Source organism: Rhodococcus sp. MEB064 (assembly GCF_000834565.1).
In the GTDB taxonomy this organism is placed as follows: domain Bacteria; phylum Actinomycetota; class Actinomycetes; order Mycobacteriales; family Mycobacteriaceae; genus Rhodococcoides.
Map to the genome: position 1 here is coordinate 131,582 of NZ_JXQS01000009.1, position 20,642 is coordinate 152,223.

Here is a 20,642-nt window from a genome sequence, read left to right on the forward strand (position 1 = left end):
GCGTCGGCCCTTCATCACAAATACGTGGACAGCAGGCGGTGGCCACCTGCTGCTTTGGCTCGGTACATCATCGAGTCGGCACCACGGGTGGCGCGTTCGATGGCCGAGGGACCGCTCTGCCACAACGGTGAGTCCGGGGTCAGGACGGCGACGCCCACACTGGCCGTCACCGGAATCGGATCCTCCCGATCGTGCACGGCGTCGTTGATCCGGGCGACTACGGACTCGAGGTTGCCCGCGGCGTCGGTCATCACCGCCACGAATTCCTCACCGCCGGTCCGGGCGACGACCCCGTGGTCGGAGAACAGGTCGGCGAGACGCGCGGCGAACAGCACGATGACGGAATCACCCTGCTCGTGCCCGAATCTGTCGTTGACGCTCTTGAAACGGTCGATGTCGACCATGACGACGACGAGCGGAACGGATCGATCGATCGCGGAGAGCCACAGGTCCTCCACGGAGTTCTGCAGCCCTCGACGGTTCGCCACTCCGGTCAGCGAATCGATGTCCGACGCCTTCGCATCGGTGGAGACCAACGACCACGCGATGGACGCGAAGATCGAGACGCCGCTCGACGCGCCGGCCGCCACCAGAACGGCGGCGATGGCGTCGTACGGCCCCCACAGACCCTGGTAGTACGCCATCGCGCCGATCAGGATGATCACCGAGTTGGTGAAGGCGATGTGGGCGACCAGGACTCGCGGACTGAGGAAGAACGTGCACAGCGCGCCGTTGATCGCGAACAGGAACGAGCCGATCAGGGCCGATGTCGGGGTGTCGAGAAGGATGACCGACGTGATGCCCACGTCTCCGAAGACGAGGAATGCCAAGAACTGCAGTTTCGTGTCCGGAACGGGTCCCGTCAGAGCCCAGACGATCACGGCGATCTGCAGCACCAGCACGAAGAGAACCCAGGCAACCTGCCACGTGCCGGACGGACCGTTCGGGGAGAACAGCATCAGCATGGACACGGTGATGTTCAGGACCACTGCCGCGGCGAACACGCCGCGAATCATTCCGTGAATCGGCCGGGTCGAGTGGTGCGTGAAGATCCAGTCGAAATCGTGCGGGGTGGTCAACCAGCGGTGGACGACCCGGAGGGCACTGTCCCTCGGACGGTGCGTGAGAGTCGATCGCGTCGATGTCCGTCGCCCGCGGGAGCCACTGTGACGACCCTGCACTCGCTGCTCCCGGTACGCCCGAGGAAGGGGCGTCCGAGGACGGTGGGTCGGATGAGGCATGAAGCTGGACTCCTTCGAGTCTCTCGTGCGGCCCCCGACGCGGTGTGTGCACACTTTCGACGCCGTGATGACGGTACGGGCAGTGTTATGTGCGACTCCAGTGTACGTGCAGTTTGTTTGTGTGGGCGTTAACCGGTACATGCTCGGATTCGCACCCTGGAATCCCGCGTGGTCCGGCCACTACGATCGGCGGGTGACCGCGTCGTTTCCCGCACGCCTGCCCGTCGTCCTCGCGCCCATGGCGGGTGGTCCGTCGACTCCGGCTCTCGCCGCTGCCGTCAGCAACGCCGGCGGACTGGGGTTCCTCGCCGGCGCTCTGCTGACCCCCGAGCAGCTCGACGAGCGGCTCACCGAGCTCGAGACCCTGACGTCCGCGCCGTACGGAATCAACCTGTTTCTTCCGTCAGCGCACATCGCCGTGGCGGACGAGATGGAGGCGTACCGCCAGTCCTTGACCGCGCTTGCCGCCGAACTGGGTGTCGAGCCAGGCCCGGCCACGCCCGGCGCCGACGACATCGACGATGTCGTGGACGTCGTCTGCGCGCACCGGCCGGCGGCCGTGTCCGTCACCTTCGGTCGTCCCGGGACAGAGCTGACCCGACGAGTTCACGACATCGGCGCCCTGATGGTCGGCACTGTCACCTCGGTGGCCGAGGCGCAGATGGCCGTCGAGGACGGCGCCGACATGCTCGTCGTTCAGGGCAGCGAGGCGGGAGGTCACCGCGGAGTGTTCACCGACGACACCTCGTCGATGCGCGGCGGACCCGCCATGTCGCTGGCGTCGTTGCTCGTCGCCGTCGGGCTGTCGGTGGAGGTCCCGTTGATCGCCGCCGGCGGCATCATGGACGGGTCCGCCGTGGTCGCCGCCCTCGGACTGGGGGCGGTCGCGGCACAGATGGGCACCGCGTTCCTGTGCTCGGACGAAGCCGGGACCACCGACGTCCACCGTGCCGCGCTGCTCGACGGGCGCTATCGACGCACCGTCGTCACGCGGGCATTCTCGGGTCGGCCTGCCCGCGGGCTGGAGAACGAGTTCGCACAGACGCACACCGACACCGCACCCGCCGGGTATCCCGACGTCAACGCCATCACCGGTCCCATCAGGAAGGCCGCGACGGCCGCCGGCCGCGCGGACGTTCCGAACCTGTGGGCCGGAACCGGCTGGCGCGCCGTCACCGCCGCGCCCGCCGCCGAGATCGTGGCACGCGTCGTCGCGGAGATGGAGTCGGCCTAGTTCCGCCGTCTCACTATCGCAGCGGCGGAAATACGCGAGAATGTAATGGTGCTCGACGACATCACGACCGGCGCGACCGCCTCTCGACCCGGGCGTGCCGGCAACGCCGGGGTTGCCACGGTGCAGAAGACGCTCGCAGTGCTCGAAGTGGTCGCAGACCGCGGCGGCGCCAGCGCCAGGGAAGTATCCGAAGCTCTCGGATTCCCCATCCCGACGACGTACCGGCTGCTCCAGGTTCTGGTCGGGTGCGAGTACCTCGTACATCTCAAGGCAGCGAAGCGGTTCGAGCTGGGGTACAAGCTCGATCGACTGGGTGTGAGTCTGCACCGACAGGTCGGCGTACCGGCGTCGGTTCGCCGGCGCATCGCGAAGTTGCACGAGTTGGTCGGCGCTGCGAGCTATTACGCCGTGTATCGCGGTGTCGACGTCGTCGTGGCGCATGTGGTGGACTGCCCCGCGCACCCCCGGATCACCCCGATGAACTTCGGTTTCCACGAGGCGGGTCACGCCACGGCGTTCGGGAAGATCCTGCTGGCGGCGATGAGCCTCGAGGACGCTACCGAATACCTCGACAGCCACGGAACCGAGCGGCTCACCCCCACCACGATCACCGATCGCACCGAACTCGCACGCCATCTCGCCGAGGTGTCGCGTCGCGGAGTTGCCTGGGAGCGGCAGGAATTCGTGCCGTCGACGGCATGTGCGGCGGTGGCCGTGCACGACGCGTCCGGGGCGGTCACCGGTGCCGTGGCGATCAGTACACCCGACCGGGAAGTGGACCGTAGGCGTGCGGCGGAGGTCGAGCGCGCACTACGGTCCACCGCGAACGAGATCAGCCGGTGGCTGCGTACCGGCTGATCCTGCGCATCAGGAGAACTGGATACCGCCGTCGACGAGCATCGTCTGACCCGTCACGTAGTCGGAATCCGGGGAGGCCATGAAACTGACGAGCTTGGCCACGTCGTCGGGTACGGACACCCGGCCCAGCAGGATCGACTGGGCATTCTCTGCCAATGCTTCGCCTTTCTGCTGCCCGTGCTTCGCTGCGAGCTTCTCGTCGATCAAGTCCCACATCGCGGTGCCGACGATGCCGGGTCCGTATGCGTTGACGGTGATCCCGTGCTCGGCCCATTCCATGGCCGCGGCCTGAGTCAGACCGCGAACGGCCCATTTCGTCGCCGAGTAAGGACCGAGAAGCGCGAAGGGGCGGAACGCGACGATCGACGCGGCGCCGATGATCTTGCCCCCTCCGCCCTGTGCGATGAACTGGTTGGCGGCGGCGCGGTACGAGTTGAAGACGCCCTTGACGTTGACGTCGAAGATCTTGTCGAAGTCCGCGCTGTCGTACTTCAAGAGTTCTTCGACCTGTGCGATGCCGGCGTTGGCGACGAAGACGTCCAGCTTTCCACCCGCGTCGACCGCGGTGCGCACCAGAGCGTCGACCGACGACTCGTCCACGACGTCGACCTCTGCGCCGGTCGCGATACCTCCGGCCGCAGTGATCGTCTCGACTGTGTCGTCGATACCGGCCTTCGACCCGGACAGGTCCGCCACGACGACGTGAAGGCCGTCTCGGCCGAGGCGTTCGGCGATGCTCTTGCCGATTCCGCGGGCAGCTCCGGTGACGACGGCAACGCGTGGGTTCTCGCTCATGGAGTCCTCCTTGACTCGGTGAATGATTCCCACCCAGATCACACCTGCTCCGTGATCGTCGTCCAGGGTCGTTCTCGCAGTCTGAGAACGGTCAGGACCGCGAGAAGAGATGGAGTCGGCCTAGATCGCTCCGGCGTTCGACTCGGCAGCGTTCTCGCTCCCCGCGAGCAGGATCGAGGCGATCAGTTCGGGATTGTCCGTCATCGGCACATGGCCGACGCCGGGCACCGAGATCATGCGCGCGTGCGGGAAGACGCGTCGGACGTTGCGGCTCTGGTAGCGCGGGAGGATCAGATCGCGCGTACCCCAGGCGACCGTGACCGGCACCAAAGGCTCTGTCAGAGTCGGGAATTCGAAAGGCGCGTCGATTCCGGCGTCGATCATGGCGTTGGTGGTCAGGGAGTCGACGTCGGCGACGGCGGCCTCGTACGGGACCCGGCTGGGGCGAGCGAAGAACGGCAGCAACGACGGGTAGCGCACCGCACGGGACTTCAGCGCGGTGGGCGCCGAACCACCGAGAGTGCGGGCGATGGCGCGCATTCCGCGGAAGGTCGCCATCGTCCGTGCCTGATCGGCGGTGTTCAGGAAGAAGCCGGCGGGGGACAGCGCCGTCGCGGACGCCACCTCTCCCTGCGCCGCGAGGCACAGTGCCACGAAACCGCCGAGGGAGTTACCGGCGATGTGCACCTGCTGATCCGGTTCCTCGACCTCCCGGACGAATTCGGTGAGTTCGATCTGCAGTCTCACCAGAACGTTCTCACCGGACTCACGCAGTGGTGCCGACTCGCCGTGGCCCGGCAGGTCCACGGTGACGACGCGTCGATACGGAGTCAGCAGAGGCAGAACGGCATCCCATGCTTGGCGGCGATGTACGACGCCGTGGACCAGGACAAGGGTGGGGCCGGTGCCCGCGACGTCGTACTTCAGAGTCATGCGGCGGATACTACGTCAGTGCCTGTCACCGGCGTGCACACACAGTTATGTCCCGAGCACCGCGTCCAGCGCATCCACGGCCGCCGCGAGCGCCTCCTCGGTGACGGTCAGCGCGGGACGGAACCGCACACTGCGGGATCCGCACCCGAGCATGATGACGTGCTCGTCGACGAGCAGCCGTTCGATCACGCGGTCGCGGGTGGCGCCGTCGGGTAGGGAGAACGCGCGGAACAGCCCACGGCCGCGGACATCGGATACCGCGGGATGCCGTGCGGCGAGATCGTCGAGTCGAGTTCGCAGGACCTCGCCCATCTGCGCCGCGCGAGCGATCAACCCGTCACGTTCGACGACCTCGAGGATGCGGCGAGCCCGCACCATGTCCGTCAGGCTGCCGCCCCAGGTCGAGTTGATGCGCGATCCGACCCGGAACACGTTGTCCCGCACGTCATCCACTCGGCGCCCGGCCATGATCCCGCACACCTGAGTCTTCTTGCCGAAGGCCAGGACGTCCGGCTCGATGCCCAGTTGCTGGTGAGCCCAGGGTGTTCCGGTGATACCCGCGCCGGTCTGCACCTCGTCGACGACGAAGAGCGCGTCGAACTCGTGGCACAGATCCTGCAGTGCGCGGAGGTAGCGGGGCCGGAAGTGGTGATCGCCGCCTTCTCCCTGGATCGGTTCGACGATGATCGCCGCGATGTCGTGCGGGTAGGCCTCGAAGGCAGTGCGAGCGGCGGCGAGGGACAGTGACTCGAGGGCATCCATGTCGGTACCGTCGCGCACGTACGGAGACGGAATGCGCGGCCAGTCGAACTTGGGGAACCGCGCCACCTTGACGGGGTCGGTGTTGGTCAGGGACATCGTGTACCCGGAGCGGCCGTGGAACGCGTGCTCCAGATGCATGATCCGGCTGCCGAGTGCGGGGTCGAGTCCGCGTGACTCGTTGAGGCGGCTCTTCCAGTCGAACGCGACCTTGAGTGCGTTCTCCACCGCGAGGGCCCCGCCCTCGACGAAGAACAGGTGTGGCATCTCCGCGATGCCCAGGACGCGCGCGAACGTATCGACGAACCGGGCCATCGGCTCGGTGTAGATGTCGGAGTTGCTCGGCTTGTGGAGCGCAGCCGTCAGGAGATCGGCCCGGAACTCGGCGTCGTCGACGAGGGCAGGGTGGTTCATGCCGAGGGCATTACTGGCGAAGAAGGTGAACATGTCCAGGTAGTGCTCGCCGGTGCGTTCGTCGACGAGAGTCGATCCCTGCGAGCGAGCCAGATCCAGCACCATGTCGAACCCGTCCGCGAGGATGTGACGGGACAGAACGTCGTGGACGGAGTCGGGGCGAGTTGGCAGTACCTGCGTCATGAATGGCAAACTACGCGATAAATTATCGTCCAACAACCGTAACGCCGGAAAATATCCGGTAACGACCATCGGAGACAATGGAGCCATGACATCGACCGCCGATCTGTCCACGCGCACGTCCGAGCTGCTCGCCGCGATGGGTGCCGCGCCGCTCGCACAGGACGGCGGCCTGCCGGCGACCAGTCCGATCACCGGTGACGTCCTCGGCCACGTCCCTGTCACCGAGGACATCGGAGCGGTCGTCGACGCAGCGTCCGACGCGTACTCGCAGTGGTCGTCGGTTCCTGCGCCGGTACGAGGTGGGCTCGTACGGGAGATCGGCGAACTGCTCCGCGAACACAAGGCCGCGCTGGGCGAGCTGGTCTCCATCGAGGCGGGCAAGATCGTCAGCGAGGGACTCGGCGAAGTGCAGGAGATGATCGACATCTGCGACTTCGGCGTCGGATTGTCCCGCCAGCTGTACGGCAACACCATCGCCACCGAACGGCCCGGCCACCGCATGATGGAACAGTGGCATCCGCTGGGAGTGGTCGCCGTCGTCACGGCCTTCAACTTCCCGGTGGCCGTCTGGTCCTGGAACACCGTCCTCGCCCTGGTCACCGGCAACTCCGTGGTGTGGAAGCCGTCGGAGAAGACGCCCGTCACCGCCCTCGCCGTGCAGGCGATCTTCGAAGAGGCCGCCCGCCGAGCAGGTGTGTCGCCCCTGCTCGCACAACTCGTGATCGGTGAGCGCGCCGCCGGCGAAGCGCTCGTCGACGACGCCAGGGTCGCCCTGGTCTCCGCCACCGGGTCGACGCGGATGGGCCGCGAGGTGGCGCCCCGCGTCGCGGCCCGGTTCGGGCGCGTCCTGTTGGAACTGGGCGGCAACAACGCCGCCATCGTCTGCCCGAGCGCAGATCTCGATCTGACGGTGCGCGGTCTGGTGTTCTCCGCAGCCGGAACCGCCGGTCAGCGGTGCACCTCGTTGCGACGCGTCATCGTCCACGAGTCGATCGCGGACGTCCTGGTCGAGCGGTTGTCCGCCGCCTATGCCTCGCTGCCCATCGGGTCACCTCTGGAGGCGTCGACGTTGGTGGGTCCGCTCATCGACGAGGCTGCCTACGACGGGTACGCGGCGGCGCTGAAGCAGGCGGTCGCCGAGGGCGGGACCGTCGTGGTCGGAGGCGAGCGGGTAGGCGCGCAGGCCGGTGTCTATGTGCAGCCGACGATCGTCCGGATGCCGTCGCAGACCGAGGTGGTGCGTCGAGAGACGTTCGCCCCCATCATGTACGTCATGACGTACTCCGATCTGGACGAGGCGATAGCCGTCCACAACGACGTTCCGCAGGGGTTGTCGTCGTCGATCTTCACGACGGATCTCCGGGAGGCCGAGCGTTTCCTGTCCGCGTCGGGATCCGATTGCGGTATCGCGAACGTGAACATCGGCCCGTCGGGCGCGGAGATCGGTGGCGCGTTCGGTGGGGAGAAGGAGACGGGCGGCGGCCGGGAAAGCGGCAGCGATTCCTGGAAGTCGTACATGCGGCGCGCCACGAACACCGTCAACTACAGCTCGGAGCTGCCGCTGGCACAAGGGGTGACGTTCCTGTGACCGACAACATCGACGTCGTTCCTATCCGCGACGAGGTGATCAGGTTGGGTCAGTTCCTGAAGCTGGCCAACCTGATCGACTCGGGAGCCGAAGCCAAGGCCGTCATCGCCGACGGCCTGGTCGAGGTGAACGGCGAGACCGAACTACGGCGAGGCCGCCAACTCCGCGCCGACGATGTGGTCACCGTCGGCGGAGTGTCCGCGCGGGTGGGCGCTCAGGACTGATCGGGAAGCGGTTCGGAGACGACGACCACTCCGTCGTCATCGCTGTAGACGAACTCGCCGGGCACGAAGGTGATGCCGCCGAATTCGACGGTGACGTTCTTCTCCCCGGACCCGGTCTGCGTGCTCTTGCGGGGGTTGGTGCCCAGCGCCTTGATGCCGATCGCGAGAGTCCGGAGGATCGCCGAATCGCGGACCGCGCCGTTGACGATGACGCCGGCCCAGCCGTTGTCGACGCCGCGACCGGCGATGATGTCGCCCACCAGAGCCGTATGGACGCCGGCGTCACCGTCGACGACGAGGACGCCGCCGTTGCCCGGCTCGGACAATGTCTGCTTGACCAGCAAGTTGTCCTGGAAGCACCGGATGGTGGTGATGGGTCCGCAGAACTCGGACACCGCGCCCAGCTGACGGAACTGCGTATCGCAGCTGCGAATGTCGGGTCCGATGGAGTCGGCGAGGTCCGCTGTCGCGATGAAGGTGCTCATGGCTGGACAGGCTAGCGGGGGTTCCGCCGTCAGGCGCGGCCGTGCCGACGTTCGTAGTCGTCCCGCACGTCGTCGACACGTTGCTGCGCCTTCGCGCCGATCAGTGCCGGGTCCAGACCGTGGCTGAGCAGACGATGCCGTCGGTAGACGTTCATCAGCGCGAACGCGAAGTAGACGAACGGGAGCAGAAGCAACGCGATCATCGCGAGCCGGATCCACAGTGGACCGGGTATCAGCAGGAACAGGGCGAGCAGCGGCACGGCCGGCACGAGGAACCGCACCATGTAGCGCGTCGTGGATCCCGGCCCGACCAGATCGCGCCTCACCCAGTCCTGCATGGACGGGGGAAGTGTGCGTCCGAACTGATAACCGACGTACTCGAGGCCGGTTGGACGTGTCGTGTCGGGGGAACCCATGAGCTATGAGTACCAGTCAGGGCGGCACCGCAGGTCGCAGAAGTGACGAATCCCCGAGCGAGACCACCCCGAAGAACGATGCTTCCGACAACAACTCTCCCGTTCCCGGCTACGACGACGGGCAGAACCCCGACCCGGCGGAGACCGCGGGCCTCGAGCCCGGCGGCGGAGTGCAGCCGGGCGACACGCCTCCCATGTCGACGTCCGCAGCCGGTCCCAACCACGAGCCGCCGCAGCGCACCAGGGCGCCCGCCATCGTGTTCCTGGTCGCTATCGGCGTGATCGTCGTCCTCATCGCTCTCGGGCTGGTGGCGCGGATCGCGGGACTTTTCTAGCGTTCGCCTCCACCACATCCACGAGCCACCGGGCCAGCCCGGTGGCTCGTTTCTCGTAGTGGCTACGGAACCGGTCGTCCGAGACGTACATGGATGCGACGCAGACGTGCATGTCGTGGTCGCAGTCGTAGAAGCGCTGGATGGACGCGCGGTGCCGTTCGGCGAGCGCGTCGGCCTCGGGGCTGCCCGGCAGCACTCCGCGGCTCATGGCCGCGGCGAGGTCGGCTTCGAGGGCGTCGGTGTCGCTCTTGATCGACCGCCAGTCGGTCTCGGTCATGGCTGACGTGCGTTCCTTGCTCTGCGCCCAGGCGTCGGTGTCGCCCCAGCGTTCCTGCGCCTCGTCCTCGTACTTCTCTCCGACCCAGTCGTCGCCCCAGATGGCGCGCTGCTGTTCCGGCGTCAAGTCTCGTCCCATCGTCTTCTCCTCGATCACGGTGTCCACGGCGCGAGCCATGGCTGTCAGGTGAGCGATGCGGTGGCCCAGGACGGCGCGCTGGCGCCGCAAGTGATGGACGGCGTCGGCGTCGGGTGCGTCGAGAAGCGTCCGGATCTCGTCGAGCGGGAAGCCGAGTTCGCGGTAGGCGAGCACGGCGTAGAGCCGTTCGACGTCGGCGGACGAGTAGACGCGGTACTGCGCCTCGGTCCGGCCGCCGGGAACCACCAGGCCCAGGGCGTCGTAGTGGTGCAGAGTGCGCACGCTGACGTTCGCCAACCGTGCGACCTGTCCGACCGTGAGTGCATCGTTCACACCGGACACTGTGATGCCTCCCGTTGCGTGAGGGTCAAGTCTCCATTCTCCGCGACGGGGTGTGAGCTCGCGCACGACTGGCGTACCGTGTCGATATCGACGGCACTACCCGTCAATCATCGTCACACTCATTTCGCGCCAGGGGGCCCAGAATGTCAGCGCCGACTGCAGACACCTTCACTCGTTTAGCAGCACTCGCGTCGGTGGCCCCTGGCCGCGACACCAAGCCGGTCATCGAAGTCTTCACCGGACGCGAAATGGCCACCATTCCCGTGGGCACCCGCGACGACGTCCTGGCCGCCAACGAGAAGGTCCGCGCCGCGCAGAAGAAGTGGGCCGCCACGTCGGCCGGCGAGCGCGCCCGGATCTTCCACAAGTACCGCGACCTGATCCTGAAGCACCGCGCCTCCTTGATCGACCTCGCCCAGGCCGAGACGGGCAAGTCCCGTTCCGCGGCTCAGGAGGAAGTGCTCGACATCGCCATGACGGCACGGCACTACGCCCGGGTCGCCGAGGGTCTGCTGAAGAGCAAGCGCGTCAAGGGCATGCTGCCGGTGCTCACCAAGACGCAGGTCAACTACCAGCCCAAGGGCATCATCGGCATCATCTCGCCGTGGAACTACCCGATGACCCTGGCCGTGTCCGACGCCATTCCCGCACTGCTCGCCGGCAACGGCGTCGTCCTCAAGCCGGACAGCCAGACCCCCTACTGCGCTCTGGCGTGCGTCGAACTGCTCTACCGCGCCGGTCTTCCCCGCGACCTGTTCGCCGTCGTGCCGGGCCCGGGCTCCGTCGTCGGCACCGCGATCGTCGACACCGCGGACTACTTGATGTTCACCGGATCCACGGCCACGGGGCAGCTGCTCGCGGAGCAGTCCGGACGCCGTCTCATCGGGTTCTCGGCCGAGCTCGGCGGCAAGAACGCCATGATCGTCGCCGCCGGCGCCAAGATCCCCGAGGTGGTCGACGCCGCGGTGCGTGCCTGCTTCTCCAACTCCGGCCAGCTCTGCATCTCGATCGAGCGCATCTACGTCGAGAAGTCGATCGCCGACAAGTTCACGGCCGCGTTCGGTGAGCGCGTCCGCCGCATGAGCCTTGCCGCCACCTACGAGTTCGGTGTCGAGATGGGCAGCCTCATCTCCGAGGACCAGGTCAAGGCCATCTCCAACCACGTCGACGACGCCAAGGTGAAGGGCGCCACCGTCGTGGCGGGTGGCAAGGCTCGACCCGACATCGGCCCGCTCTTCTACGAGCCGACCGTCCTGACGGGGGTCACCGACGACATGGAGTGCTACGGCACCGAGACCTTCGGTCCGCTGGTGTCCATCTACCCCGTCGCGAACGTCGACGAGGCCGTGTCCCGCGCGAACGCGACGGACTACGGCCTGAACGCCAGCGTGTGGGCCAAGACCAAGTCGCAGGGCGAGGCCATCGCCGCGCGTCTGCATGCGGGAACCGTCAACGTCGACGAGGGATACGCCCCGACCTGGGGAAGCACCGGCGCGCCGATGGGCGGAATGGGTGTCTCCGGCGTCGGTCGTCGTCACGGACCGGACGGCATCCTCAAGTACACCGAGTCCCAGACCGTGTCGACCACGCGGCTCATCAACCTCGGTGGTCGACGTCTGCCGCCGAAGCTCTGGGCCAAGACGCTCCCGATCTTCATCCGCGCGCTGAAGTACGTCCCCGGACGCTAGTGACGTTCCTGTCGCTGCGGGTGCCGTAGAATCGGGCGAAACACCCGCAGCGACAGAGGACGAATGGACAGCGACAGACCCGGGCCGGTCATGGCTCCCCACGTAGTGTTCGACACGACACGGGCGGTGACCGGCACGTGAGCGCAGTGCTGACACTTCTGCTCGGCCTCGTCGTGGTTATCGGAATCACAGCTGCGACAGGCTATTTCGTCGCTCAAGAGTTCGCCTACATGACTGTGGACCGCTCCCGCCTGGAAGCTCGGGCCAAGGACGGTGACACTGTCGCCGAGCGCACCCTCGCGGTGACCCGGCGGACGTCGTTCATGCTGTCCGGTGCGCAGCTCGGCATCACCGTCACCGGGCTGCTCGTCGGTAACTTCGCCGAACCGCTGATCGGGCAGTCCCTCGGCACGATCCTGGGCGGCGTCGGTATCCCCAGCGGAATCGGCCTCGCTGTGGGAGCGATCACGGCGCTGGTCGTGTCGACGTTCGTGCAGATGCTCTTCGGTGAGCTCTTCCCCAAGAACTTCGCCATCGCTCGGCCGGAACCCGTCGCACGATGGCTCTCCTTGTCGACGACGATCTACCTCAAGCTTTTCGGGTGGCTCATCCGTATCTTCGATGCGTCGTCGAATCTGCTGTTGAAGGCACTGAAGATCGAACCGGTGCACGACGTGGAGCATTCGGCCACCCCGCGCGACCTCGAGCACATCGTCGCCGAAAGTCGCGGCAGCGGTGACCTCCCCGAGGAACTGTCGACGCTTCTCGACCGCATCCTCGACTTCCCCACCCGCACAGCGGGACACGCCATGATTCCGCGGTCGAAGGTGGCCGTCGTACGCGTCGACTCCACCATCGCCGAAGTTCGTGCGCTGATGAGCGTCGAGCACTCGCGGTACCCGGTGCTGACCGTCGACGACGACATCGAGGGCGTGGTCCACCTTCGCGACATCCTCGCCACGGACCTGCCGGGTCACACCGCGGTATCGGTTCTGTCCCGCGACGCGCTGATCGTGCCGGAGAGTCAGATGCTCCCCGATGCGATGGACGAGCTGCGCGCCTCGAAGAACCAATTGGCCTGTGTGATCGACGAATACGGCTCGTTCGCCGGAGTGGTCACACTCGAGGATCTCGCGGAGGAACTGATCGGCGAGATCACCGACGAGCACGACGACATGGACGGCTCCGAGCCCGTGCAGGGCGACGACGGTGTCTGGACCGTGGCCGGCGACGTCCATCTCGACGAGATCGAGCGTGCGTTGGGGCGCGACCTGCCCGAAGGAGATTTCGAGACCATCGCCGGTCTCGCGATCAGCACGCACGGCTCACTGCCCGAGGTCGGCGACATCATCAGGCTCGACCTGCCGCTCGACCACGGCGATCTCGCCGCGGACGCCGAACCGCCGCGCCGGTTCCTGACCATCGAGGTACGCGAGATCGACAATCACGTTCCGTCCGAACTCACCCTCGAGGTGGGCGAGCGCGACAGTGACGACGCTGCGACGACGTCCGAGACGGAGGCCGCACGATGAGCAACATCTGGGTGTTCCTGGTGGTCACCGTCGGACTGATCGCCGCCAGCGCGTTCTTCGTCGCCGTGGAGTTCGCACTTCTGGCCGCGAAGCGTCACCGGCTCGAAGATGCAGCGGCGACGTCACGTTCGGCTCGTGCGGCCTTGCGAAGCTCGACCGAGCTCACCGTGCTCCTCGCCGGGTCCCAACTCGGGATCACGCTGTGCACGTTGGCTCTCGGTGCCTTCACCAAGCCCGCCGTCCACTACTGGCTGCGGCCGCTGTTCGAATCGATCGGGTTGCCCTACTGGGCATCCGACGTCCTGGGCTTCGTGCTGGCCCTCATCGTCGTGACGTTCCTGCACCTCGTCGTCGGCGAGATGGCTCCGAAGTCGTGGGCCATCGCCCATCCCGAGAAGTCGGCGACGCTGCTGGCACTGCCGATGCGCGCGTTCATGTGGTTCACGCGGCCGATCCTGATCTCCCTCAACGGGATGGCCAACTGGTGCCTGCGCAAGGCGGGCGTCGAGCCGGCCGACCAGGTGGTGTCGGGTCAGGATCCGGACGGGCTCGAGCAACTCGTCGCGCACTCGGTCAGCGTCGGATCGCTGGACAAGGGGTACTCCGACCAGATCGTCGGGGCACTCGAACTGCAGAAGTTGACCGTCGCCGACCTCGTCGACGACACCTCCGTACCCACGGTGGTGAACGACACGGCATCGGTGTCCGACGTGCGCGACGCGTCGTTGAGGACGGGGCACCTTCGCATTCTCGTCGGCCGACAGGGCGACTCCGGTCGCGACGTGGCCGGCGTGGTGCACGTTCGGGACACGCTGCAAGCGGACCCGGCACGGTCGATCGCCGAGTTCGTACGACCCGCGTTCGAGCTCGCGGCAGCGACTCCGGTGTACGTGGCGTTGGCCGAGATGCGTGAGACCCGTAACCATCTGGCCGTGGTGCGTGACGGATCGCGCGTCCTCGGTGTGATCACGATGTCGGACGTCCTGGTCAGACTTCTTCCGAGCGCGGACCCGCAACCCGCGTGATCACGCGGTCGTCGCGAGTGCGGCGGCTACTCCGAAAGCGACTGCCATCGCGGCGGTCTCTGTCACGGCTCGCCTGATCGAGACCGCCGCATCGGTTCGGTGCGAACCGATCTCTCGCACCCATGTCCGTCGTTGCCACCCACCGGCAGCGACGAGCAGGACCACCAGCGCAGTCTTCGCGAGAACCAGTCGGCCGTAATCGGTTCCGGTCAGTGCGTCGAGGGATCCCAGGCGCACCGCCGCGTCGACGGCACCCGTGATCGTCACCACGACGACGCACCACAGCGCGATCGTCGAATAGCGCGGCAGGAGTTCGGCCCACGCCGTTCGCGTGCGGAGGGCGACGGCCATCGCCAGCAGAAGACCCAACCAGATCGATGCGGCGAGAACGTGGAGAGCCACGAGCAGCGCCCCGGCGGGCTGTTGGGACATGTGTCCCGTCATGGGTCGGACGATGAGGGCTATCGAGGTCGGGACGACGACGACGATGCCGGAGATGTCGAGATCGAGTCGGACGGTCGTGGTGGCCAGGATCGTCATCGCCACGGACACCACCACGACAGCGGTGCCGATCCGTCCCCCGGCGATGTTCTGCAGATAGTCGACGAACATCGCGAGCGAAAGATCGGTGGCAGCAACCGCTCCCGAGCGTGCGGCGCCGAAGACCAGTAACGCTGCCTCGCACACCGCCCAGCATCCCGCTGTGACAGCGGCGATACGCCAGACTCTCGAGGTGTCGACGTGGCGTGAATGCTGCGCGAGCAGTGTCAGCAGCCCGATGCCCAGCAGCACCGCACCCGCGACATCGGCGACACTCCGGATGCCGGTGTCGATCAGGACCGGGTCGACGGCGAGCACCCATGCCAGAAGGACCCCACCGAGAGCGGCCGGAACGACCACGGCCGGCCACCAGGGCCGCGCAGTCGTCCCGGCCATCCGTCAGTCCTTCTTCCGCAGTGCGAACGCCAGTCCGCCGAGGAACACCACCGCTGCCGCGACGAGGAACGGCCACAGTGGAACGCCGCCTCCCGATGCACCGGACGCATCGGAATCGGCTGCTGCGCCCGGTGTTCCGTTACCGGCCGTCGTCAGCTCGAAGGTGCGGGTACCGCTGACCGGGTGCCCGTCCGCCGAGGTGACGCGATACGCGATCGTGTACATCCCGGTCGGCCCGAGCTCGCGGACATCGATGGCGACCGTGGAACCGGACACCCGAGGGTCACCTTCCGACCACAGGTTGCCGTCCGGCCCGACCACTGTCAGCGAGGCGAAATCCGACTGCACCGCCTCGTTGAACGTGACGGTCGCTTCCGCAGGGCCCGCATCCACCGACGACTCGTTCTCCGGTGAACTGCCGACCACGACCGAGTGCGCGGACGCCGATGACGTTCCGAGGATCAACGCGACGAACATCGTGAGCAACACTGCGACACAACGTCTCACGAGCGTCGACTCCGAACGGTCGCTCCGATTCCCAGAGCCGCACCGAGGGCACCGAGGACCAGGCCGACGCCGCCCAACCACCGCGCGGTGGTGTCCGACGATGCCGCCGTCGCCGTCGAGGTCTCGGAGGACGCGGCGGTCACCGACGGGGCTCCGTGGTGATCGTCGGATCCCTCGGCGAGAGTCAGTGTGGGCGCGGGCAGCTCGGGCTCGGTGCCGTCCTCGGGAGTGGGCTGGTCCCAGCGGACCACCTCACCGTCGCTGTAGGTCTGGGCTGCCGGGAAGGACACGCTCTCCTCCTCGGGCAGGGGCCCCGCCGAGAGCAGGAACTGCTGGAACTGTCCCGGCCCGACTCCCGGATTCCCGGGATCGGCGGTCCAGGTGACCGAGGTGGCCTTCTCGTCGGCGCCCTTCTGGACGACGGACGTCCAGCCGGGCATGGGCTGCGTCCGGGCGGACGTCAGGGCGGGAAGCTCGACCGTGACCGCGGTGGTCGACGCCGTGTCGGACTCGGTGGGAACGCGGAAGGACAGGACGGTGTACCCGCCCTGCGCTGCGTCGGGTGCGGAGACGACGACGTGCGCCGACGCGATGCCGGCCGTTGCCATCAGGGTTGCCGCGGTGAGGGCGCCCGTTCCGAGGGCGCGCGTGGAGAAACTATTCATGTGGTTGTGTCCTAGAGAAGAGAGGTGAACCGGCGCCGAGCACCGGGTGAATCGACGTCAGGGTGTGGACACCGACGGCGGGCCTCGTCTCGATACCGCAGTCAGCGCGGGGACGGGTGTGGGCATCCCCAGCGGCGCGGTAGCGGAGATCGTCGCCCGACGCGGTGGGGGAGTGAACGACCGGGTGGGTCTGCGGAGGACCGATGTGATGGCTCGCAGCAGCCGTTCGGCCGCGCCCAGCAGAAGAGCGCACACACCGACCGCGACGGCGTGGGCAGTCAGCATCGACAGGCCCACCGGGTGCGAGTGGTCGGCAGCCAGTGCGAGTGCCTGGTGCGCGACGACCTGTCCTCCGGCGAGCCAGGGCAGCAGCGCGAGACGGCCGGAGCGTCCCGTGCCGACACTGCCGGCGAGAACGCCGACCCCGAGGGACGCGACGAGAAGGAAGGTCAGCGAGTCGGATCCCGGAATCTCACCGCCGCCGGCCCCGTGAGCAGCGACAGCGAGGGCCGCGGTGAGTGCGCCCACAGCTCCGCCGCGGAAACCACTCCCGCGGCCGGTGCTCATTGCTTCGACGCCGGTCGGGTCAGCGGACGCCGAGGCGCGCGAGGATGTCGGCCTCGATGCCGTCCAGCTCGTCCGCGATCGCACCGTGAGCAAGCTTGCGACGCGACGGCGGCATCTGCTCGGCGGCATGAACCGCCGTGGTGAGCTGCGTCAGACGTCCACGGATCGCGTCGGCGAACGCCGCGGTCTCGCTGTCCTTGTTCGCCGCCGACACCTCGGCCACGGACTTCTCCGCGCCGACGATCCGGGCGCTGAGCTTCGCACCGTGCCCGGTGTACTGGCCCAGTTCCTGGACCGGCACGCCGATACGACCGGCGCGGTACTGATCCAGCTGCCCACGCAGGAGCGTGGCCGCGCGGTAGGCGATCGGAACCAGAACCGGCGCCAGAACGCGGCCGATACCGATGTACTTGCGCACCTTCGCCGCGTTGACCTTGCCCTCGCGCGCCGCCTTCTCGCGAGCCGCGAGAGTCTTGATGTGGGCCTGATCGACCTTCTGCTGGCTGGCGAGCGCCTTCGCATCGTTCTTCGCCAGCTTCTTCAGGTGCTTACGGTCGTTGCGAGCGCCGTACTTCGCTTCGAGACCTGCCTTGTGGCGGAGTGCCTTGGCCTCGGCCTTCCGGGTCGCACGGCGAGAACGCTTCTTGCGCAGAGCCATGGTGAACGTGCCCCTTCGTGTCCGAGAAGGACGCCCCGTTCGATCGAACAACAGGCGTCGCGATACTTGCTGCCAGCCTATCGGTCCCACTCGGGATGTCTGCATCCGCGTGAGGTGTCACCCCCTGGATCTACGCTGCAAATATGTCCACGCCTGGCTCACCCGGTCCCACTCGACCGGCCTCCGGCCTTCCCGGTCCCTCTCGACCGGCCTCCGGCCTTCCCGGTGAATCCCGACCGGCCCTCGGCCGCTCGATGGTCGACGCGTCGTCGCTCACGCGGTGCCGCCATCGGGTGTACCTGGACACGGCCTACCGGTCGCTGCTCACGGGCACCGCGGAGAACGCAGGCGCCCAGATGCGTCGGGAAGCGGCCACTGTCTACCGAGCCGCGGTTCGCGAGTCCCTGGTCTCCGCCGATCCCGACGCCTGGGTCGTGGTGTCGCCGTCCATGCCGCGCCACCTGCAGGTCAGTGCGACTCGTCGCGCGTGCGACGCGGGTGTCGAGCGCATCTGGAACGCGGTGTTCGCGGACGACGAGGACGCAGGACGGCGTGGTCGCTGCGACATGCTCGTCAAAGACCCGGCAGGTGGGTACATCCCGGTCCTCGTCGTCAATCACAAGGTGACGGATCCGGGTAGCGGTGCCGTGACCACGCCGTTCGACACGTGGGCTCCCGCCGTCGACGCCACTCGGAAGGTCCGTGCCCAATTGCGTGACCAGCTCGGCGGTGTGCACATCCACCGGCTGCTCGCACGTATCGGGCACGCGGGCGCGTCCGCCACGGCAGGGGTCATCGGCTTCGGCGCCGAGGTCGTGCTGGTGCACGATCTGGCGGCCGTGTCGCGCGAGTACGACACCCGTTTCGCCGATCGCGCCGCCATCGCCGCGGGCGAGGCCGTCACTGTGCCGTCCAAGGTGTCCGAGTGCCGCTCCTGTCCCTGGTGGGACGAGTGCGGGGAAGCACTCCGCCAGAGCCACGACGTCAGCCTGGTGGCGACCGGGTCTCGAGCCGACGCCCTGCGCTCGGCCGGGATCCGAACCATCGACGACCTCGCGACCTGGACCGCCGGACCGCCGGAGGAGTGGCCGCACGGGGACTTCGCCGACACCGTCGTCATCGCGGAGGCGTGGCTGTCCGATCTCCCGCTGGTCCGGCGCCTCGACGAGGTCACCGTCCATCGCGCCGACGTCGAGGTCGATGTCGACATGGAGAGTTACCAGGAACACGGTGCCTACATGTGGGGCACGCTGCTGGACAGGCGGGACGGCACCGACCCGGAGTACCGGGCCTTCGTCACCTGGGAGCCCGTGCCGACCATGGACGAGGGTCGCTCGTTCGCCGAGTTCTGGACATGGCTGCAGTCCGTGCGTGACGACGCCCATGCCCGAGGCCTGACATTTGCCGCGTACTGCTACTCGCGTGCGGCCGAGGACAAGTGGCTGCTGAACTCGGCACGCAGGTTCGTCGGCATGCCGGGTGTACCCACGGAAGCGGAAGTCCGCGCGTTCATCGACAGCCCGGACTGGGTGGACATGTACATCGCGGTGTCCGACAACTTCGTGTGTCCGTCGGGCAAGGGGCTCAAGAAGGTTGCTCCCGTAGCCGGGTTCACGTGGCGCGACGACGAGGCCGGCGGCGAAGCGTCGATGGTCTGGTACCGGCAGGCGGTCGGGTACGAAGGACCTGTGGACGACACGCAGCGCACCCGATTGCTCGAATACAACGAAGACGATGTCCAGGCGACGCGCGCCTTGCGGGTGTGGATGAACGACGGCGCGGCGGATGAGATTCCGACGGTCGATGCCCTGCGTCGGTCCCGTGAGGCCATGACCTCCACGAAGTGAAACGCTCGCCCACCGTGTAACGAAGTGAAACGCTCGCCGTCGCTACCAGTCGGGGGTTGGCAGCGACGACGAGCGTCTCGAGATGTGATTCGTCCCAGTACCGGTGACGGATGGGTCGAGTCGGAGAAGATTTTCTCCGCGGTTGTCGCGGAGGTCAGCGCGGCGCCATCCGGAGCGCGCCGTCCATGCGGATGGTCTCGCCGTTGAGGTAGTCGTGCTCGACGATCATCTGTGCGAGCTGCGCGTATTCGGTGGGCTGAGCCAGGCGCGACGGGAACGGGACGCCCGCCTCGAGGCCGGCGCGGTATTCCGGGGTGACGCCGGCGAGCATCGGGGTGTCGACGATTCCGGGGGCGATGGTGTTGACGCGGATGCCGAACTGCGCGAGGTCGCGCGCCGCGGGAACGGTCATGCCGTGCACGCCACCCTTGGATGCCGAGTACGCGATCTGACCGATCTGTCCTTCGAAGGCCGCGACGGAGGCGGTGTTGATGATGACGCCGCGCTGGCCGGCCTCGTCGACGGTGGGCAGCGACTGCATGTGGTCCGCTGCCAGACGCATGACGTTGAAGGTGCCGAGCAGGTTGATGGTGATGACGGTGCGGAAGAGCTCGAGGTCGTGGACGCCCTTCTTCGACAGGATGCGACCCGCCCAACCGACACCGGCGCAGTTGACCACGATGCGCAGGGGAACGCCTGCCTCACCGATCTGGCTCAGCGCTGCGCGGACTTCCTCGTCGCTGGTGACGTCGGCGGCGATCAGGGTGACGCCGTCGGGAACGGAGTCGCCGGCCTTGTCGATGGATTGCTGCAGGTCGAGGCCGAATACGGTGACGCCGTTGTCGGCGAGGCGCTTCGCTGTAGCTGCGCCGAGGCCCGAGGCGCCTCCGGTGACCAATGCTGCTGTTCCTGCGATCTCCACTGCCGTGTCCTCTCGTTCGACGACCATGTCGGTTACCGGCCGCTCACTGAAAAGGAACCCTAGTCGGTGGTCC

At 67.3% G+C, this 20,642-nt stretch carries 22 protein-coding genes; 9 read left to right on the top strand and 13 right to left on the bottom strand.

The genetic code is table 11. The features are described from left to right. Window positions 1–14 precede the first annotated feature (14 nt). Window positions 15–1,004, bottom strand: coding sequence for a GGDEF domain-containing protein (locus RU01_RS05535; RefSeq protein ID WP_197074692.1), 990 nt, complete (start codon window positions 1,002–1,004; stop codon window positions 15–17). A 430-nt stretch (window positions 1,005–1,434) separates the two neighbouring features. Here RU01_RS05535 and RU01_RS05540 point away from each other — a divergent pair, with 430 nt between their 5' ends. Together RU01_RS05540 and RU01_RS05545 are read left to right on the top strand one after the other, a co-directional pair. Then, entirely contained in the window at window positions 1,435–2,475 is a 1,041-nt protein-coding gene (locus tag RU01_RS05540; protein ID WP_231568604.1) for an NAD(P)H-dependent flavin oxidoreductase, read from the top strand. A 48-nt stretch (window positions 2,476–2,523) separates the two neighbouring features. After that, window positions 2,524–3,333 (top strand): IclR family transcriptional regulator, encoded by an 810-nt coding sequence (locus tag RU01_RS05545; protein WP_197074693.1) that lies wholly within the window; start codon window positions 2,524–2,526, stop codon window positions 3,331–3,333. Window positions 3,334–3,342: 9 nt separating this feature from the next. Here RU01_RS05545 and RU01_RS05550 read toward each other — a convergent pair whose 3' ends face one another. The 3 genes from RU01_RS05550 to lat all read right to left on the bottom strand — a co-directional run bounded on the left by RU01_RS05550 (window position 3,343) and on the right by lat (window position 6,417). Then, on the bottom strand, window positions 3,343–4,128 hold the full coding sequence (locus RU01_RS05550; protein ID WP_042573571.1) for an SDR family oxidoreductase: 786 nt from the start codon (window positions 4,126–4,128) through the stop codon (window positions 3,343–3,345). A gap of 120 nt (window positions 4,129–4,248) precedes the next feature. Next, window positions 4,249–5,061, bottom strand: coding sequence for an alpha/beta fold hydrolase (locus tag RU01_RS05555; RefSeq protein ID WP_042573513.1), 813 nt, complete (start codon window positions 5,059–5,061; stop codon window positions 4,249–4,251). 45 nt (window positions 5,062–5,106) lie between these two features. Then, window positions 5,107–6,417 carry an L-lysine 6-transaminase gene (lat, locus tag RU01_RS05560; protein WP_156148803.1) on the bottom strand — a complete coding sequence of 437 codons (1,311 nt, stop codon included), beginning with the start codon at window positions 6,415–6,417 and terminating at the stop codon, window positions 5,107–5,109. Window positions 6,418–6,502: 85 nt separating this feature from the next. On the opposite strand from lat, the gene amaB reads away from it, so the two are divergent. Together amaB and RU01_RS05570 are read left to right on the top strand one after the other, a co-directional pair. Further along, window positions 6,503–8,005, top strand: coding sequence for an L-piperidine-6-carboxylate dehydrogenase (gene amaB / locus RU01_RS05565; protein WP_042573515.1), 1,503 nt, complete (start codon window positions 6,503–6,505; stop codon window positions 8,003–8,005). Then, the gene (locus tag RU01_RS05570) at window positions 8,002–8,229 is read left to right on the top strand and encodes an RNA-binding S4 domain-containing protein (RefSeq protein WP_042573516.1); all 228 of its coding nucleotides are present in this window, start codon (window positions 8,002–8,004) and stop codon (window positions 8,227–8,229) included. The genes amaB and RU01_RS05570 overlap by 4 nt, the downstream gene beginning before the upstream one ends. Here the strand turns inward: RU01_RS05570 and rraA are convergent. Then, the gene (rraA, locus tag RU01_RS05575) at window positions 8,220–8,714 is read right to left on the bottom strand and encodes a ribonuclease E activity regulator RraA (protein WP_042573517.1); all 495 of its coding nucleotides are present in this window, start codon (window positions 8,712–8,714) and stop codon (window positions 8,220–8,222) included. The genes RU01_RS05570 and rraA overlap by 10 nt on opposite strands. A gap of 29 nt (window positions 8,715–8,743) precedes the next feature. After that, entirely contained in the window at window positions 8,744–9,130 is a 387-nt protein-coding gene (locus RU01_RS05580; RefSeq protein ID WP_042573518.1) for a DUF5313 family protein, read from the bottom strand. Between the two features lie 5 nt (window positions 9,131–9,135). Between RU01_RS05580 and RU01_RS05585 the strand changes: the two genes are divergently transcribed. Continuing rightward, window positions 9,136–9,465, top strand: a complete 330-nt coding sequence (locus RU01_RS05585) for a DUF6480 family protein (RefSeq protein WP_042573519.1) — start codon at window positions 9,136–9,138, stop codon at window positions 9,463–9,465. Here the strand turns inward: RU01_RS05585 and RU01_RS05590 are convergent. Continuing rightward, on the bottom strand, window positions 9,422–10,213 hold the full coding sequence (locus RU01_RS05590; protein ID WP_042573572.1) for a MerR family transcriptional regulator: 792 nt from the start codon (window positions 10,211–10,213) through the stop codon (window positions 9,422–9,424). The two genes, RU01_RS05585 and RU01_RS05590, sit on opposite strands and share 44 nt — an antisense overlap. 152 nt (window positions 10,214–10,365) lie before the next feature. Between RU01_RS05590 and RU01_RS05595 the strand changes: the two genes are divergently transcribed. The 3 genes from RU01_RS05595 (at window position 10,366) to RU01_RS05605 (ending at window position 14,467) form a co-directional block, all read left to right on the top strand. After that, window positions 10,366–11,910, top strand: a complete 1,545-nt coding sequence (locus RU01_RS05595; RefSeq protein WP_042573520.1) for a succinic semialdehyde dehydrogenase — start codon at window positions 10,366–10,368, stop codon at window positions 11,908–11,910. Between the two features lie 137 nt (window positions 11,911–12,047). Beyond that, window positions 12,048–13,442, top strand: coding sequence for a hemolysin family protein (locus RU01_RS05600; protein WP_042573521.1), 1,395 nt, complete (start codon window positions 12,048–12,050; stop codon window positions 13,440–13,442). Continuing rightward, window positions 13,439–14,467 carry a hemolysin family protein gene (locus tag RU01_RS05605; protein ID WP_197074694.1) on the top strand — a complete coding sequence of 343 codons (1,029 nt, stop codon included), beginning with the start codon at window positions 13,439–13,441 and terminating at the stop codon, window positions 14,465–14,467. Before RU01_RS05600 ends, RU01_RS05605 begins: the two co-directional genes overlap by 4 nt. Here the strand turns inward: RU01_RS05605 and RU01_RS05610 are convergent, their stop codons facing one another. Genes RU01_RS05610 through RU01_RS05630 form a run of 5 tightly spaced genes read right to left on the bottom strand, consistent with a single transcriptional unit; the run spans window position 14,468 to window position 17,800 of the window. Then, window positions 14,468–15,403: a copper resistance D family protein gene (locus RU01_RS05610; RefSeq protein WP_042573522.1), complete on the bottom strand. Its 936-nt coding sequence runs from the start codon at window positions 15,401–15,403 to the stop codon at window positions 14,468–14,470. A gap of 3 nt (window positions 15,404–15,406) precedes the next feature. Further along, window positions 15,407–15,880, bottom strand: a complete 474-nt coding sequence (locus RU01_RS05615) for a copper resistance CopC family protein (RefSeq protein WP_082042922.1) — start codon at window positions 15,878–15,880, stop codon at window positions 15,407–15,409. Between the two features lie 26 nt (window positions 15,881–15,906). After that, a complete protein-coding gene (locus RU01_RS05620; RefSeq protein ID WP_042573524.1) occupies window positions 15,907–16,575 on the bottom strand; it encodes a YcnI family copper-binding membrane protein in 669 nt (222 codons plus the stop codon). A 57-nt stretch (window positions 16,576–16,632) separates the two neighbouring features. Further along, the gene (locus RU01_RS05625) at window positions 16,633–17,142 is read right to left on the bottom strand and encodes a hypothetical protein (protein ID WP_042573525.1); all 510 of its coding nucleotides are present in this window, start codon (window positions 17,140–17,142) and stop codon (window positions 16,633–16,635) included. 19 nt (window positions 17,143–17,161) lie between these two features. Then, window positions 17,162–17,800, bottom strand: a complete 639-nt coding sequence (locus RU01_RS05630) for a DUF6474 family protein (protein ID WP_042573526.1) — start codon at window positions 17,798–17,800, stop codon at window positions 17,162–17,164. Between the two features lie 254 nt (window positions 17,801–18,054). Between RU01_RS05630 and RU01_RS05635 the strand changes: the two genes are divergently transcribed. Next, the gene (locus RU01_RS05635; RefSeq protein WP_042573527.1) at window positions 18,055–19,647 is read left to right on the top strand and encodes a TM0106 family RecB-like putative nuclease; all 1,593 of its coding nucleotides are present in this window, start codon (window positions 18,055–18,057) and stop codon (window positions 19,645–19,647) included. Window positions 19,648–19,801: 154 nt separating this feature from the next. Here RU01_RS05635 and RU01_RS05640 read toward each other — a convergent pair whose 3' ends face one another. Further along, complete coding sequence (locus tag RU01_RS05640) at window positions 19,802–20,569, bottom strand: SDR family NAD(P)-dependent oxidoreductase (protein ID WP_042573574.1); 768 nt, start codon at window positions 20,567–20,569, stop codon at window positions 19,802–19,804. Window positions 20,570–20,642: the final 73 nt, after the last annotated feature.

Excerpts from the sequence above, each read along its gene's own strand:
- RU01_RS05550 (WP_042573571.1), bottom strand. The coding sequence starts at position 4,128 with ATGAGCGAGAACCCACGCGTTGCCGTCGTCACCGGAGCTGCCCGCGGA.
- RU01_RS05555 (WP_042573513.1), bottom strand. The coding sequence starts at position 5,061 with ATGACTCTGAAGTACGACGTCGCGGGCACCGGCCCCACCCTTGTCCTG.
- lat (WP_156148803.1), bottom strand. The coding sequence starts at position 6,417 with ATGACGCAGGTACTGCCAACTCGCCCCGACTCCGTCCACGACGTTCTG.
- amaB (WP_042573515.1), top strand. The coding sequence starts at position 6,503 with ATGACATCGACCGCCGATCTGTCCACGCGCACGTCCGAGCTGCTCGCC.
- rraA (WP_042573517.1), bottom strand. The coding sequence starts at position 8,714 with ATGAGCACCTTCATCGCGACAGCGGACCTCGCCGACTCCATCGGACCC.
- RU01_RS05580 (WP_042573518.1), bottom strand. The coding sequence starts at position 9,130 with ATGGGTTCCCCCGACACGACACGTCCAACCGGCCTCGAGTACGTCGGT.
- RU01_RS05585 (WP_042573519.1), top strand. The coding sequence starts at position 9,136 with ATGAGTACCAGTCAGGGCGGCACCGCAGGTCGCAGAAGTGACGAATCC.
- RU01_RS05595 (WP_042573520.1), top strand. The coding sequence starts at position 10,366 with ATGTCAGCGCCGACTGCAGACACCTTCACTCGTTTAGCAGCACTCGCG.
- RU01_RS05605 (WP_197074694.1), top strand. The coding sequence starts at position 13,439 with ATGAGCAACATCTGGGTGTTCCTGGTGGTCACCGTCGGACTGATCGCC.
- RU01_RS05610 (WP_042573522.1), bottom strand. The coding sequence starts at position 15,403 with ATGGCCGGGACGACTGCGCGGCCCTGGTGGCCGGCCGTGGTCGTTCCG.
- RU01_RS05615 (WP_082042922.1), bottom strand. The coding sequence starts at position 15,880 with ATGTTCGTCGCGTTGATCCTCGGAACGTCATCGGCGTCCGCGCACTCG.
- RU01_RS05620 (WP_042573524.1), bottom strand. The coding sequence starts at position 16,575 with ATGAATAGTTTCTCCACGCGCGCCCTCGGAACGGGCGCCCTCACCGCG.
- RU01_RS05625 (WP_042573525.1), bottom strand. The coding sequence starts at position 17,142 with ATGAGCACCGGCCGCGGGAGTGGTTTCCGCGGCGGAGCTGTGGGCGCA.
- RU01_RS05630 (WP_042573526.1), bottom strand. The coding sequence starts at position 17,800 with ATGGCTCTGCGCAAGAAGCGTTCTCGCCGTGCGACCCGGAAGGCCGAG.
- RU01_RS05635 (WP_042573527.1), top strand. The coding sequence starts at position 18,055 with ATGGTCGACGCGTCGTCGCTCACGCGGTGCCGCCATCGGGTGTACCTG.